This is a genomic window from Thermogemmatispora sp. (genome assembly GCF_019683755.1).
Classification (GTDB): domain Bacteria; phylum Chloroflexota; class Ktedonobacteria; order Ktedonobacterales; family Ktedonobacteraceae; genus Thermogemmatispora.
The window spans coordinates 1-15,147 of sequence record NZ_JADGHT010000086.1 but is presented as its reverse complement, the minus strand read 5'-3'; the positions used below and the strand labels follow the sequence as shown (position 1 = coordinate 15,147).

Genomic DNA, 15,147 nt, shown 5'->3' with positions numbered 1-15,147 from the left:
GTCGAGTGTCGTCCTCAGCCTGCACTTTGGGAACGGACCTGCAATTGGCGTGCGAAATCGACGAAGAATTGGATTGCCTGGGGATTGCTCATCGCATCAGGGCTGGCGGCCTTCTCGAGGGGCATACCCAGGAGCAGCTTTTTGACTGGCACCTCCATTTTCTTACCGCTCAGCGTCCGGGGCACTTCAGGGATCGCGATGATCTCATCAGGCACGTGATGAGGCGAGATCTCACGGCGCAGGGCCTCTTTCAGGCGGCGCTTCAGGTCGTCGTCGAGGCTGATCCCTTCACGCAGGACCACGAAGAGAGGCAGATAGTAGCCGCCGCCGGGGCGCTCCACGCCAACAACCAAGCTATCGAGCACCTCCGGGAAGCTCTCGACGACGCGGTAAATCTCACTGCTTCCCATGCGAATCCCCTGGCGGTTGATTGTCGAGTCCGAGCGGCCGTAGATAATAGCGCCGCCGCGTGGGGTAATCTTAATCCAATCGCCATGCCGCCACACGCCTGGGTACATTTCAAAGTAGCTTTCGCGGTAGCGGCGGTTATCGGGATCGTTCCAGAAGAAAAGGGGCATTGAGGGCATGGGGGCCGTCACGACCAGCTCGCCGACCTCATCGATCAAAGAGTGGCCCTCTTCATCGAAAGCCTCGACACGGGCGCCCAGGGCGCGGCACTGGATTTCACCGGCATACACAGGCAGCAAAACGCAGCCGCCTACGAAAGCCGAGCAGACATCGGTACCGCCGCTGACCGAAGCCAGCCAGACATCACGTTTGACGTGCTCATAAACCCAATGAAAGCCTTCGGGAGGCAGCGGTGAGCCTGTGGAGCCGATACAGCGGAGCTGGCTGAGGTCACATTGCTGTCCTGGCTCAATGCCGGCCTTCATGCAGGTGGCAATGTAGGCGGCACTGGTCCCGAACAGATTCATGCCGCTATCCTGAGCGAAGCGCCAGAGGGTATACATGTCGGGATAACCTGGGGCCCCATCGTAGAGCAAGATCGTAGCGCCGACTAACAGGCCACTCACGAGAAAATTCCACATCATCCAGCCTGTGGAGGTAAACCAGAAGAAGCGGTCGCCGGGTTTAAGGTTTGTCTCCAGAGAAAGCACCTTGAGATGTTCTAGCAGGATACCACCCTGGCCTTGCACGATAGCTTTGGGCAGCCCAGTGGTGCCGGAGGAATAGAGCACCCAGAGAGGATGCTCGAAAGGAACCTGCTCGAAAACCAGGGGAGCTGGCTCGGCCAGCATGGCACTCCAGGGCAGGACATTGCGAAGACCGGCGCTGGCCTCTTCGGCGGTTGCGCTCAGATAAGGAATGATAATGGTATGTTCGAGGGTAGGCAAGGCTGTCTGTAGTTCAGCCAATACTCCTCTCCGATCGAAGGGGCGTCCGTTGTATTGATAGCCGTCGACGGCGAAGAGCACCCGTGGCTCAATCTGCTTGAAACGGTCAACAACGCTTCTGGTACCAAAGTCGGGCGAGCAGCTTGACCAGATGGCACCGAGGCTGGCGCAGGCGAGGAAGGCAACGACTGTCTCTGGAATATTTGGAAGGTAGGCGACAACGCGATCGCCGCGTTTGATCCCGAGGCGGCGCAGGGCCTGGGCTACTGCTCCTACTGCCTGCTGCAGCTCGTTCCAGGAGAGTACACGCCACGGCTCTCGCTCGGAACGGAAGATGATGGCCGGATGGCTGGTAGTGGCATGGCGAAAGACATGCTGGGCATAGTTCAGCTCTGCCCCCGGAAACCACCGGGCACCCGGCATCCTGCGGCTGGCCAATACCTGGGTATATGGCTGGCTGGCCTGGATCTGGAAGTAGTCCCAAAGCGAGGACCAGAAGCCTTCAAGATCGCTAACCGACCACTCCCACAGCTCATGGCGACTTGTGAACTTTTTGCCTCGCTGTTCGGCAAGCCAGCGCAGATAGTGCGTGATATTGGCTTGCTGTTTCAGTTCCTCTGAAGGCTCCCAAAGGGGCTGTTCGGCATTGAACGGGCTATTCATAGGCTTGTGCTCCTTTCAAGTAGCTGGGCTTCGGGGCCCGTGACCTTCGTCGAGGCAGGGAGACAGGTCGGCCCGCGCTGGTGGTATTTTTCTTTCTTACTGCTGTAAGTAAGTCTATGCCGCGTACCAGGGCAAGTCAATATCACGTCAGGCGCCGATAGCTATCTAGCAGTGGCTGCAAGCCTACGTGGCCCAGCAGGCGCCAGCGCTCGTTCCAGTCCTTACCCTGGCCGTCTGGAGGGATCAGGCAGCAGCTGACAGCCCGTCCTTGCTCGCGAAGCTGGGCGCTCAGGCGAGCCGTGGCCTCACGCCCCCCTTCATCGCCGTCAAGAGCCAACAAGACCCTACGCACGTGAGCGGGCAGCCAGGTGGCGGGAAGGGCAGTGCCAGCTAGAGCGACAACCTCGTCTGCACAAAAACCAGCAGAGAGCAGGGCCAGACGGTCGAAGGTCCCTTCGACAAGGATAAGCTGAGGAGCTAGTTGCTCCGGGGGCACGCTAAAGCAGCCGGCAGGATTCGTTTTGATCCAGCGCTGGGGACGGCCAATGCGCTCTAGTAGCTGCTTATGCTCGTTTTCATCCATGCCAGGGCACCAGCCCCAGAGCGTGCGCCCGATGTAGCCTCGAGTGCCCGCAGCCTGGAGAGGAAAGACCAATCGCCCGCTCCAGCGCTGCAGGAGACGCCGCTGTCTGGCGCGCGGCAACCTAGCAATAATGGCCGGCGTGAGGAGGCCAACACCGTGGATCAGGGCAATCTCTAGGGGAATGGCTCGCTCGCGGAGATAGCAGTGCCCCTGATGGGTGGTTTTGAGTGCCTCTTGCATCGCTGGCTCCAACGCTTGTAGCATGTGCCGCTCTTCCTGCTGCCAGCGGTTGAGGATGCTGGCTGCAGGCTCTCGTTCTTCTCGCCGCACTGGCACTTGAGAGGCGCCAGGATGAGCCAGCTTGCTCAGGAGGCCTCGCGCATTGACCTGATGCTTCTGCTCTTTGGCTGCTTCTAGAAGATGTTGGGCGACGCTCGGATTCCATTCGGCGACCAATACTCTGGCCTGGCAGGTGGCATTGAAACAGTGTCCCCAGCCGCTGACTGGATCAATCGAGAGCGAGCGCTGATGATCACTGCCGTGAATCGGGCAGAAGGCGCGCACCCGGCTCCCCGTCAGCCGCGGGTGACGTAGCTCACTCTGGGTGAGAATCTCGATCCGCTTGCCTCGGCGGGTGAAGATGGTGATCATACCGGCTGCCCTCTTTGTCCCTGGCTGGCTTCGTGTCCTTCCCGGTCCCGCTCGCTTCTTCTCTGTGGCTGTCTGCTTGTTTGCCTACTCTACTCTCTTCTTGTTCATTGCAATTATAGAATATTTGTTCTGATCTGTCGAACGCCAGCTCTGCCCAAGGCTCTCTGGACGTGAGACCCGCTGTGGTCTCGAGCCTTCTCGCTGGCCAGTCTGGAGGTGAGTCGCAGAGCAGGTGTGTGTGCTTGGATCAAGGTAACGAGCTGCGTTTTCCTTTAGTAGGGAGTAGTCCCGTTCCTTGACAGTGATAACTATCTGTTATACCCTGTCTCTAGGTGAAGAGCACGACGATGATCAGATGCGGCAGGGAAAGGCTGCACTTATGTGTAGATTGCGCCTTCCGTGCGCTTGGTGCATAGATAGAGAGGATCGACAATGTATCGACGGAACCATTTTGGACGTCACCGCGGTTGGTTTTTCTGGTGGTTTATTCCGCTGTTCTTTCTAGGACCAGCGCATTGGTGGTGGGGATGGGGTAACGCGATGTTTGGCATCATGTTAAGCATCTTCCTCATTGCTCTGCTTGCTTGGGGTCTCTCGGTCCTCTTTGCGGAGCAGGGACCAGCGGCAGGGCGAAACTGGCCGCTCAGTGGGGGGATGTGGCAACAGCCGTCGCAGACGCCCCAGGCTCCACCAGGACCAACGGGAATCTACCAGGCACCGTATGCCAGCGAGCAGGAGCAGCGCTATCACCAGGGATATCGAGCTCAGACGGGGCCGCGTCCGGGGGAAACGGCGTCTCCACAGGGAGCTACATCGACTACCGGGCGTACTCAGCCGCAGTATGAAGAACCTCAGGTGGAATATCCGCGTGAAGAACCACCACTGGTACAATAGAGCCGAGCTGGTTGGTCAGCCTCGCCAGTGGCGCGGGAGAGGTTTTTTGCGCTCTCCGGCTATGTTCCCATATGCACAGCTATGTATCAATCAGCTTCATATGGTACCATTGTGGGATTGATTTGACGAAGGGCCTCACCTGCCGGGATACTTCATGGTGAATGATGTTGATGTGCTTATGAGGAGAGAGTCCCGGGAGGTTCCTCAGTGGTCCTTGTTGTGCTGCTAGCCGCTGCGCTGTTGCTGATACTGGCATCCAGGCTTTGGCATCAGGGCAACTGGCATTGGCGCTGGCTGCGACCTGACCTGACGAGCAGCAGATTGCTCCCCTTCTCTTCAAAGAGCCGGGGATGGCTAGCCTCTCTGGCAGCTCACCTTGTGCAGAAAATCCAGAGGAACGAAGTTCAAAGACCCGGCCTGGCTCTGGTGCTGCCAGCGACCTGGTATCGACGCTGGCGTATGCTGCTCTCGCTGATTCTGTTGGGGATCTTCTTTTTGGCACTGTCTATGACCAGCGCCCTGGCCGATGGGGGACGGCTCCCGTTGAATGTCGCCCTGACCTTTTTTCGCAACAGTCGCAGCCAGACCCTGGGCGTCCAGACGCTACCTCATGGCTTCAATGCCTCGCGCAATCTCGTGCGTATCTCCCAGCTTGATCCCTCGCAATACTCCTCTCCAGAGGAATATGCTCTATGGGCCTACTCTGCATGCTCGGCGGCGGCCATGACGGAGGTCTTTAATGCCTATGGTCGGCACTATCGTATCAGCGACGTGCTGCATGTTGAGGCGGCTCTCGGGCAAATCACGCCGGATCTGGGCCTGGTTTCGCCAGCGGGTATTGCTATCACTGCAGCCCATTTCGGCTTTCGTACCGAGTGGGGAGAGCATTGGTCGCTGGAACAGTTGCTGACCGTAGCCAACAGTGGCGCACCGGTGATCGTCAGCTTCCCGCCAGATCGCTATGCCGGGGGCCATCTGCTTGTCGTGCTGGGAGGCGATGCCTCGTCTGTCTATCTGGCCGACTCCTCGGCCTGGAATCGCCGCGTTCTCAGTCGCGACCAGTTTCTCCAATGGTGGGGTGGCTATGCGGCAGTCGTAACGCCCCTCAACTAGACAGCCTCAGGAGAGGTTTTTTCTTCCCATTGATGCTTGATGCTCTGGTAGTTCACAGGCCCCCAGATTGGAGCGCTCGCGGACCGTGGTGGCGGCGTGACAGCGCTTCCCCGTGCGAGGAGAGCGACTCCGCAAGAGAGCGGTACTTGCAGAAGTCCTCGCGGGGGGACTTTGGACGGGGGAAGTGGGGAAACGGTGACAAGCGGCTCAGGCGTGATGCATAGGCGACAGCGAGATAGGGCTTGCTGGTGGGGGAGAGCGTACAAACCCTTGACAATAGAACACAAGTTCGCTATACTTGCATAATGTCTATCCTGTCTGCGCGTGATATGCAAACGAGACCAGCGCGCGCAGGTAGCCTCGTCCCGTGCAGCCTGCCGTTGCGCGGTGCTATGGTAGAGCAAGATGTGTCAGGCCTGGGGGGAGGAAGGTGCTAGCAGGGAGCTGCTTCGACGAGGCGGGCACAAAATAGTAGCCGGGAGCCGAGAGGCGGCCAGTCTTGCAGGGGATGGCTGGCGGGCCGACTCGGGTGAGCCGAGTTAGCTGCTGATCTTCAGACGCTGATCCTTAAGCACCTAGCTAGATCCACGGTAGTATGGCGTGGCCGGTTCGCAGGACCTTCTGAGCTGCCAGCCTGTGCCGCTTCTCCTCTCCTTTGCCGAGCTGATCACTTGCTTCTGCTCTCACTCGCCCTCGCTCAGCTCCTCGCCTCTCTCCCCCTACATACGGCTCTTCGCCGGCGGGGAAGATTCTCCGGCTTCCCGGTTGTTATTACCAGTGGATTGGATAATAGATCGGAAATGTGCTATCATAAAATCGGAAAAGTGAAAAGTCTCAATTTCCCGGCCCAAGGTGGGGAAGGTGCTGGGGTTTTGTCTCTTCCATTTCGGGCAAACTGAGCTGCTTCCCTGACGGGACGGGCAGATCGGGAGTTCCAAATTCTCAGCGAAATTTCAGCTAATTCACAGTTCCTCTTAATAGAGGAGTGTTTTACTCATATTAGCTGGAAATGATAGAACGCTCCAGGCGAACTGCCTGGGACTGTAATCCAATCGAATTCAGTAGAGAGGAGAGGGAAAATCTATGGCTCGTCGGGAAAGTGCAGTTGTGGATCGCGAGCGCGATTCTCGTGAAGAGTATACGACGGAGTTGCTTACTGTCAGCGAAGTAGCGAAGCGCCTCCGTGTTGATGACACCACGGTGCGCCGCTGGATCAAGACCGGTGCACTGCAGGCCATTACCTTGCCACACAAGGGCAAGCGCGAGGTCTATCGCGTCAAGAAGAATACTCTAGACGAGTTGCTTAACACGCCCGCGACTGCCGCCTCGTGAAATGAGCAGATCGCAGGCAGTTTAGCGGCGATCTCTAGCACAAGGAGAAAAGTTGGACCCGGGGGCTAGCCCCCGGGTCCAATACTCTTCACAGTGCTGGCTAGCGGAGCTTCCTCGACTCAATGAAGCTGGAACCAGGCTCAGGCCTGCTGTGGGCGGAAAAGCTGCCAAATGCTCCGAGCGAGATTGATCAGTGCCCGCCTAGGCGACGCAGCTCAAGCTGGCCATTGCGCACACGCACAGCATAGCGTGGCGCTGGTACGGTCGCCGGGCCAGTCAACACCCGTCCATCGCGCACACAGAAGCGTGAGCCATGCCAGGGGCACTCTACCACATCGCCGTCAAGCGAGCCCTCATCCAGAGGACCTCCCGCATGAGAGCAGGTGGCCGAGATAGCATAGTACTGCTCACCGCGGCGGAGCACAACCACCGGCACGCCGGCCACGGTCACACGATAGAGGTGTCCCTCTTCCACGCTGCTTACAGGGAGCACCGGTTCGAAGTCCTCTCCTGCCGCTTCCCAAGCCGTATGGTTAACATTCGTACCTTTCACGAAGACCATATCTCCGCCTAGATAGCCAGCTATCAACAGAGCCACAAAGCCAATGAAGCCGAGCACAGCGGCGGCGATGCTTTCGTTCATGGGCGAGGGCAGGCGCAGAATGAATGAGATCAGATAGAAGAGAAAAGCCGCCGTATTGAGCAAGCCATGATAGAAACCAACCGTTCGCTCGGCGCCATAGGTATCGCTCCAGTCAGCCAGACCGGTGATGAGTGCCCCCAGGGCGGCAATTAACCCGATAATGCTGCTTACCAAGGCTCCGCGGGCTGCCCAGCCGTTGCTGGCTGGGGCAATCAGCCAGATAATGTCAAGAATAACGGTCACAGTCCAGGCCCCGATGGGCAGATCAGTAATGGCCGGATGCAGAGGATGGCCCCACGGGGTGCCACTGAGGAGGCTTTTTAGCGAGCGTGGCGGCTTTTGGGTACCTCCGGTCAAGACGCGGGCCAGCGACTGCAGACTGTCGCCAAAGCGATCAGCAAAAGACTGCCAGAAGTTGGCCGTTGACGGGGTTGACTCGTTGGTCGTGTCGCTCATGGTGCTCTCCTTTGTCTCTTCACAAGGGCTGCTGCGATGGCTCACATGCCTGCTCTCACTCACATGATCGGGACAGGAGCGGTATGGGTTCCCCTGCGTGCTCAGCTCTAAGACGCCGAGCGCTGAGCGTACTCACTGGCCCCCAGGCACAGAAAAAGCAATGGCGGACGGCGCTATAGGCAGTGACCACGAGCAGGCCTCAGCGCAGGGTGTGCCCTGATCCTAGCCAGCTAGCGAGGTTCGCCATTGCCCTTTCCATCTCTCTATCCGTTCCGTTTCGACAAAAGAGCAAGCGAACAGGCATCAGCGAATAGAAAGAAGCCATGTTGCGCTCGCAAAGTCTGCCCGCTCGCGCTCGGCTCACTAGCCCACTGGGCAGCCTCCAGCCTTCTCTCTCTTTACAATCCTGATATACCATACTCGCTAAAGAAAGTCAAGAAAGTCAAGCACTTTATTGACTTTAGAGGCTCTCCCTGCTACACTAAAGCAAAGCAGCCCTTGATAGTTGACCAGAAAGTGAGCATGCTGATGGCTACCGGTCAGGCTCACTGGCGCTTTTTCAAGAGCACGCGCGGGCGCATTGTTGCCTTACTCTTGCGCGGGGGGGCGACGGTTGAAGAATTGGCCCAGCAACTGGGACTGACCGATAATGCAGTGCGGGCCCATCTGGTAGCGCTAGAGCGCGACGGCTTTGTGGTCCAGCAGGGACAGCGACGCGGCGCCCAAGGAAAGCCGGCGTATCTTTACGAATTGACGCCAGCGGCTGATGGCCTTTTTCCGCGTGCCTATCAGCCAACGCTAGGGGCATTGCTTGAGCTACTGGCTGAGCGGCTTCCCGCTGCTGAGCTAGAGCAGCTTCTGCGTGATCTTGGTAAACGCTTGGCGCAGCGCTGGCGTGTCAGAGAGCCGGAGGAGGAGGAAGCTGAGCCGCTAGAACGCGTGCGCTGGGCTGTAGCAGTCCTCAATGAGGTGGGGGCCTTAGCGGAACTAGAGGCTGCCGCGGATGCGCAGTCGGAGCTGCTGGCAAGCCGGGTTCTGGTACGCTCCGCTAGCTGCCCTCTTGCTGCTCTGGTCCCAGCTAATCCCTCTCTCTGTCTCATAATCGAAGCACTATTAACTGAGCTGACAGCTTTACCTGTACGAACCTGTTGTCAATGTACTGAACGACCGCAATGCTGCTTTAAGATTGATCTCAGGGCTGAAGGTCCGACCAGGAATTAGCTTATTGTGGGCCATCGTGTGTCTCGGGTTGAAGTTGGAAAGAGGGCCTCTGTAACGCTTCCCTGTTCGTCCTCTTTGCCGCTTTCAACAGCAGAGTATGCATGGTACAATGAAAAGGAAACGGCCTTGTAGCAATCCCCAGGGAAGGAAAGGACAGAGTCGTGATGTCAGAGACTCCCCACGAGGACGGGCACGTATCGCCGCCCTACGGTAGCGAGCGCCAGTTTCAGATCTACATGGCAGGACTACAAGGGCAACTGCCGGCCCTCCCTCTGGATGGAGAGGAGCTGGAACGGCGTGCCAGAGAGCGCTTGAGTCCCGAAGCCTATGACTACGTGGCTGGAGGTGCTGGTGCGGAGGATACAATGCAAGCTAATCTTGCGGCCTTTCGGCGCTGGGTAATTGTCCCACGCATGTTACGAAACATTGCGCGGCGTGATCTCAGCGTCGAGCTGCTGGGGCTGCGCCTGCCAGCGCCTTTGTTGCTGGCCCCCATTGGTGTGCAATCGATCATTCATCCCGAGGCCGAGCTGGCAGTAGCCCGAGCTGCCGCCTCGTTAGGCGTTCCCTTTGTGCTGAGTACCGTCTCCTCGCATACACTAGAGGAGGTAGCGCAGGCAGCGGGCACTGGGCCGCGCTGGTTTCAGCTCTACTGGCCTGCCGATGCCGAGTTTTGTGCGAGCCTTGTCCAGCGCGCTGAGCGAGCTGGCTACAGCGCCATCGTCGTCACACTTGATACGCGTCTGATCGGCTGGCGCCCCCGCGATTTGCAGCGGGCCTATCTACCATTTCTGCAGGCTCAAGGTTTGGCCAATTATTTCAGCGATCCCGTCTTCCGCCGAGATTTACCACAGCCTCCCGAAGAAAATCCCTTCCCGGCCATTCAAAAGTATGTCTCCAGTTTTGGTCATCTAACGCTTCAGTGGGAAGATCTCGCTTTTCTGCGTGAGCATACGCGACTGCCGGTGCTGCTCAAAGGGATTCTCCACCCTGATGATGCACGACGGGCAGTAGAGTGCGGCGTTGATGGTATTGTGGTTTCGAACCACGGTGGTCGCCAGGTGGCGGGGGCGGTCGCTGCTCTGGATGCATTGCCGGATGTAGTGGAGGCTGTTGCCGGACGGGTTCCTGTGCTCTTTGACAGTGGGATTCGGCAAGGAGCCGATATTGTCAAGGCTCTAGCGCTTGGAGCACGGGCTGTCTTACTTGGACGCCCCTACATCTGGGGGTTAGCCTTGGGGGGAGAGGCAGGTGTGCGTGAGGTCATTCAGAATATGCTGGCCGACCTGGATCTCACTTTGGCCTTAAGTGGTTTCACCTCTGTCAGCTCGCTAGATCGTTCAGCCCTCGCCAAAGCCGAGAGAGCGTGATAAGATAAAGAAGAAAAAAGCGAGGAGCGCCGCCTCTGTCTGTGGGCAAAGAAAGCAGCTCGACAGGCGTCCCGCTGAAAAGACAGCTCGTTCGGATGAGCATGCCCTGAAGGAAGCCAGGCGTAGCGACAGGAAAGCAGTTGGTTCCCTTTTCCCCCTACTGGCCACTGAGGGGCAGTGTGTGCCAGAGGAGGGAGAAGCGACCGTTAGCTAGCTAACTCACTCACCCACCTACGCCTTGGCGGATCGGCAGGGATAAGCAGGCAGGTTTCATCAAAGAGCGTTGGGAGGAGGTCGTCAGAAGACAAACTTGTCGTTGGTTCCGGCTTTTCCTACCAGGTAAGGGAGAGTACGGCAGCAAACTGCAAGACGGCAAGGGAGAGGAGTCCACGACAACAGATGCTGACGTTGTGAAGCGATTCAGGAACAGCAGAGCGTTTCGGAAGAGAGCAGAGAAGAAGGGCATCGCCTGCAAGAGGATGAGTGATCCCGTCTGCCGCGTAGGAATGCAGTTTTCCTGCAGACTGGAAGCTCAGAGGAGATGACAGGCGATGAGCAGAAAAGTCAAAGATGTCATGACCACAAGCGTGGTGACGGTTCGGGAGGATCAGACAAGGCAGCAAGCTGCGGCCTTGATGGCGCGTCATCGGATCAGTGGGCTGCCGGTAGTCAATGAAGAGGGGATGATCACGGGTCTGGTTACCGAGCACGATGTCTTAGCGCGTCAGGGTCAGCTCGTGCGAGAGATCATGACTCGCAGCCTGATCAGTGTGAGCGAAGAGACCGAGCTAGAGGACGTTGCCCAGCTCCTCGTGAATCGGCGTATTCGGCGTTTGCCGGTGCTTCGCGAAGGGCGTTTAGTGGGCATTATTAGCCGGGCAGACCTGGTCAGGGAGGTGGCGACACGCTGGACCTGTCCCGTGTGCGGAGAGGTTGCGCCTGGCGAAGAGCCGCCAGAGAGCTGCCCTCGCTGTGCAGCACCCCAGATGGTGGCGCCAGCCGAGCCGGCTCCTCCTGGGTTCTAGCTGCTGCTAGCCCCAGAAACGACGCCCAGGCTAATAGCAGCAAAGTCTTGGCACTACGCTCTTGCCTGTTCCAGCTTGCTCTGGCCCGAAGATTGGACAGAGCGCAGTCAAGCCCATCTTGTTGATGCAGTGTCGATTAGCCAGAAAGAAGAAGTAGTGTACCTATGGAGACCAGACAACAACGAAAGGCAGCCGCGCAGGGAGCCGGGCCGGGTGACGCCCGCTCCTCGGCTTCGCTGCTCGAAGGAACGGATCGCGAAACGCTGCTTAATTACTACTATCAGATGGTCCTCATTCGCTATTTTGAGGAGAAAGCCGGTGAGATGTACACCCGAGCGCGCATCGGCGGCTACTGTCACCTCAATCTTGGCGAAGAGGCCACTGTGGTCGGCTTCTGTGCCGGACTGGAGCCCGACGACTATGTCTATACCAACTACCGCGAGCACGGTTATGCCATCTGCCGTGGCATCTCGCCTGCCGTTGTCATGGCCGAATTGTTCGGCAAGAAAACCGGTTGCTCTCTTGGCCGCGGAGGCTCGATGCATCTCTTTGACATCAAGCGCCGCTTCATGGGGGGCTATGGCATTGTAGGCGGGCAACTGCCTCTAGCGGTAGGGGCGGCCTTTGCACTGGCCTACCGCGGGGCGCGCGAGATCGTGGCCTGCCAGATGGGGGATGGCACCACCAATGGTGGTCCTTTCCATGAATCGCTCAACCTGGCCAAGCTCTATCGGCTACCGGTGGTCTTTCTCATTGTGAACAATCAGTACGGCATGGGCACGCGTGTCGATCAGGGTTCAGCGGTTCCTGATCTTTATCGTAAAGCCTGTGCCTATGATATGCGCAGCGAGCGCGTTGATGGTACGGATGTCCTGGCCGTTTTAGAGGCTGTACGCACTGCGGCGCGCATTGCACGTGAGGAGCGTGAGCCCAGCCTTATCGAGGCGGTCAGCTACCGTTTCCGGGGTCACTCGGTCGTTGATCCTGACCGCTATCGTCCTGAAGAGGAAGTTCGGCGCTGGCGGGAGCGAGATCCTATCCTGCTTTATGCTGCCCGGCTCAAGGAAGCGGGCCTGATGGACGATGCTAAGCGCCAGGAGCTAGAGGCGCGGGCCCAGCAAGAGGTTGAAGAGGCGGTACGCTTTGCCGAAGAGAGTGAGTTCCCCTCTGTCGACGAACTCTATGACTTTGTCTATGCCGGTGAGGGAGGACGCTGAGTATGGCCGAGATGACCTATCGCCAGGCTCTACACGATACGCTGCGCGAAGAGCTGCTGCGCGATGAGAATGTTTTCCTGATCGGCGAGGAAATTGGACGCTTCGAGGGCTCCTATAAGATCACTGCCGGTCTCTTGCAGGAATTTGGTCCAAAGCGAGTAGTTGACACGCCGATCTGTGAGAATGGCTTTGTGGGGCTGGCGATCGGGGCCGCCATGCTGGGACTGCGCCCGATCGTGGAAATCATGACGATCAACTTTATTGCGCTTGCAATGGATGAGATCGTCAATCATGCGGCCAAGATCTACTATATGTTTGGCGGTCAGTGCCCGGTGCCGCTGGTGATCCGTACTCCGGGTGGGGGTGGTCAGCAGCTCTCGGCCACTCATTCTCAGAACTTGGAGGTCTGGTTTGCCCATGTGCCTGGCCTCAAGGTCGTAGCTCCTTCCACGCCAGCCGATGCTCGTGGCCTGCTGCGCACTGCTGTCCGTGATGATAACCCGGTGCTCTTTCTGGAGAATCTGGCTTTGTACAATACGCGGGGCGAGGTGCCCGAAGGGGACTACACGATCCCCTTTGGCAAGGCTCAGGTCATGAAGGAGGGCCGTGATCTGACCATTATCAGCTACTCGCGTATGGCTGTGGTGGCGCTCGATGTGGCGCGTCGTCTGGAGCAGGAGCGGCAACTCAGCATTGAAGTCGTTGATGTACGCTCTTTGCGTCCTCTCGATCATGAGACCATTGTCAATTCGGTCAAGAAGACCAACCGCGCCATCATTTTTGAAGAGGACTGGCGTTCCTATGGGGTTGGAGCTGAGTTGGTGGCCACCATTCAGGAAGAAGCGTTCGATTATCTAGATGCGCCCATTCAGCGCGTTGCCGGTGCAGAGGTGCCGCTCCCTTATTCGAAGCCCTTGGAACAGGCGGCTTTGCCAAGCGCGCGGCAACTGGTGGAGGCGGTCGATCGTCTGGCCATTCGCAAGAGGAGGATCGTCTATGCCTGAGGTGACTATGCCCCGGCTCAGCGATACGATGCAGGAGGGGACAATCGTCCGCTGGTTGAAGAAGCCGGGCGATCGTGTTGAGCGGGGGGAAGTGCTCGCCGAGATCGAGACCGATAAGGCAACAATGGAGCTGCAAGCCTACGAGAGTGGGGTATTGGAGAGGATTGTCGTCAAGGAGGGGGAAAGTGCACCAATTGGCCAGGTGATCGCTGTGATCGGGAGTGGGGCGGCTGCCTCAGCTCACGAGTCTGGTGCTTCAGGCGCGGTTGCTCAGGCCGCGAGCACTTCACCGGCAGCGGGTGGTGGTGCTGTCCGTGGAACGGAAGAAGGCTCCGTCAAGCCCCAGGAGGTTCAGGGAGGGGGATCGCCTCGGCAGCGGACGGTGACGCCTGTTGAGCTGCCCTCATCGACAGCGCCTGTCGGTCAAGAGGATGGGGATCGCGTCATTAAGGCCTCGCCCTTGGCCCGGCGCCTGGCGGAAGAGCATAATATTGACCTGCGCCAAGTCCGTGGTTCCGGCCCCGGCGGGCGTATTGTGCGCGATGACATCGAGGCTTTCCTTGAAAGCCGTCGAGTGGCCGCGGCGGCGGCTCCGACAGAGGCCGTGCCGGCCCCGGCGCCGACGGTGGCTGCCGAAGTTGGAACCGGCCCCGCCGAGGAGCTGGTCCCGCTCTCGCGCATGCAGGCCACGATTGCGCGACGCTTGACTGAGTCCAAACAGACGATCCCGCATTTCTACGTCAGCACTGAGATCGACATGACCGAGGCCCTGCTGCTGCGCCGACAGCTAAACGAGAGTGCCGGCGAGGGGGGCATCAAGGTTTCGATCAACGATCTCATTGTGAAGGCTTGTGCCCTGGCCCTGGAGAAATTCCCGGAGGTCAACAGCTCCTATCGTGATGGCCAGTTTGTGCGTCACCAGGCCATCAACATTGGCATTGCGGTGGACATTCCCAATGGCCTGGTGGTGCCGGTGATCCGCGATGCTAATCTGAAGGGGGTGCGCACCATTGCCCGCGAGGCGCGAGCTTTGATCGAGAAGGCTCATGCGGGCAAGCTGACACCTGCCGATCTCTCGGGCGGCACCTTCTCAATTTCGAATATGGGCATGCTCGATGTCAGCGAGTTCATCGCGGTGATCAATCCGCCCGAGGCGGCCATCATGGCAGTGGCTTCGGTGCGTCGCACCTTCGTGCCCATCAACGATCAGCCTGTGCTGCGTGATATGATGCATGTCACGGTCTCGGCTGATCATCGTATCCTCTATGGGGCGACGGTAGCGCGCTTCCTGCAGGAAGTCAAGCGGTTGCTGCAGAATCCGTTTAGCTTGCTGGGTTAAGGCCACGACATGGCAAGTCTCAGCGAGGGACAACACAGAGGTAGATGGCCCTCTCCTGGGCCTAGTGAGGAGGCTCTTCTGATACTCTCAGAAGAGCCTCCTTGTTTTGGCGGCAGGAAGAGCGCTGTCAAATTTTCTTCTTCAAGCTGCGTAATCATCTCATTTGTTGTGAGGCGTCTTTGTCCTGGCATTGACGGGAAATGAGGTCTCCTATTCAGAATAGGGGCTAGCTGGCTGGCTGTCTCTGTCCCGGACTTTGGTGACACGGTGCAGCCCCGTAC

The 15,147-nt window shown here is 58.4% G+C and carries 12 protein-coding genes; 9 read left to right on the top strand and 3 right to left on the bottom strand.

Annotation, left to right across the window (positions count from 1 at the left end; genetic code table 11):
- Positions 1–14 precede the first annotated feature (14 nt).
- Together IRZ24_RS08120 and IRZ24_RS08115 are read right to left on the bottom strand one after the other, a co-directional pair.
- Positions 15–2,018, bottom strand: a complete 2,004-nt coding sequence (locus IRZ24_RS08120) for an acetoacetate--CoA ligase (protein ID WP_297162290.1) — start codon at positions 2,016–2,018, stop codon at positions 15–17.
- Positions 2,019–2,160: 142 nt separating this feature from the next.
- Complete coding sequence (locus IRZ24_RS08115; protein WP_297162287.1) at positions 2,161–3,252, bottom strand: toprim domain-containing protein; 1,092 nt, start codon at positions 3,250–3,252, stop codon at positions 2,161–2,163.
- A gap of 432 nt (positions 3,253–3,684) precedes the next feature.
- Between IRZ24_RS08115 and IRZ24_RS08110 the strand changes: the two genes are divergently transcribed.
- The 3 genes from IRZ24_RS08110 (at position 3,685) to IRZ24_RS08100 (ending at position 6,591) form a co-directional block, all read left to right on the top strand.
- The gene (locus tag IRZ24_RS08110; RefSeq protein WP_297162284.1) at positions 3,685–4,146 is read left to right on the top strand and encodes a hypothetical protein; all 462 of its coding nucleotides are present in this window, start codon (positions 3,685–3,687) and stop codon (positions 4,144–4,146) included.
- A gap of 378 nt (positions 4,147–4,524) precedes the next feature.
- Positions 4,525–5,259: a cysteine peptidase family C39 domain-containing protein gene (locus IRZ24_RS08105; protein WP_297162280.1), complete on the top strand. Its 735-nt coding sequence runs from the start codon at positions 4,525–4,527 to the stop codon at positions 5,257–5,259.
- Positions 5,260–6,342: 1,083 nt separating this feature from the next.
- Positions 6,343–6,591, top strand: a complete 249-nt coding sequence (locus IRZ24_RS08100) for a helix-turn-helix domain-containing protein (protein WP_112428347.1) — start codon at positions 6,343–6,345, stop codon at positions 6,589–6,591.
- 190 nt (positions 6,592–6,781) lie between these two features.
- On the opposite strand, the gene IRZ24_RS08095 is transcribed toward IRZ24_RS08100, so the two are convergent.
- Positions 6,782–7,690: a Rieske 2Fe-2S domain-containing protein gene (locus IRZ24_RS08095; protein WP_297162277.1), complete on the bottom strand. Its 909-nt coding sequence runs from the start codon at positions 7,688–7,690 to the stop codon at positions 6,782–6,784.
- A gap of 498 nt (positions 7,691–8,188) precedes the next feature.
- Here IRZ24_RS08095 and IRZ24_RS08090 point away from each other — a divergent pair, with 498 nt between their 5' ends.
- The 6 genes from IRZ24_RS08090 (at position 8,189) to IRZ24_RS08065 (ending at position 14,866) form a co-directional block, all read left to right on the top strand.
- Positions 8,189–8,911 carry a helix-turn-helix domain-containing protein gene (locus tag IRZ24_RS08090; protein ID WP_297162274.1) on the top strand — a complete coding sequence of 241 codons (723 nt, stop codon included), beginning with the start codon at positions 8,189–8,191 and terminating at the stop codon, positions 8,909–8,911.
- A gap of 164 nt (positions 8,912–9,075) precedes the next feature.
- Positions 9,076–10,281, top strand: a complete 1,206-nt coding sequence (locus IRZ24_RS08085; protein ID WP_297162293.1) for an alpha-hydroxy-acid oxidizing protein — start codon at positions 9,076–9,078, stop codon at positions 10,279–10,281.
- Between the two features lie 551 nt (positions 10,282–10,832).
- Positions 10,833–11,306 (top strand): CBS domain-containing protein, encoded by a 474-nt coding sequence (locus tag IRZ24_RS08080; RefSeq protein ID WP_297162271.1) that lies wholly within the window; start codon positions 10,833–10,835, stop codon positions 11,304–11,306.
- A 164-nt stretch (positions 11,307–11,470) separates the two neighbouring features.
- Positions 11,471–12,523: a pyruvate dehydrogenase (acetyl-transferring) E1 component subunit alpha gene (gene pdhA, locus IRZ24_RS08075; RefSeq protein ID WP_297162268.1), complete on the top strand. Its 1,053-nt coding sequence runs from the start codon at positions 11,471–11,473 to the stop codon at positions 12,521–12,523.
- Between the two features lie 2 nt (positions 12,524–12,525).
- On the top strand, positions 12,526–13,527 hold the full coding sequence (locus IRZ24_RS08070; RefSeq protein WP_297162265.1) for an alpha-ketoacid dehydrogenase subunit beta: 1,002 nt from the start codon (positions 12,526–12,528) through the stop codon (positions 13,525–13,527).
- Positions 13,520–14,866 carry a pyruvate dehydrogenase complex dihydrolipoamide acetyltransferase gene (locus tag IRZ24_RS08065; RefSeq protein WP_297162263.1) on the top strand — a complete coding sequence of 449 codons (1,347 nt, stop codon included), beginning with the start codon at positions 13,520–13,522 and terminating at the stop codon, positions 14,864–14,866. Before IRZ24_RS08070 ends, IRZ24_RS08065 begins: the two co-directional genes overlap by 8 nt.
- Positions 14,867–15,147 lie beyond the last annotated feature (281 nt).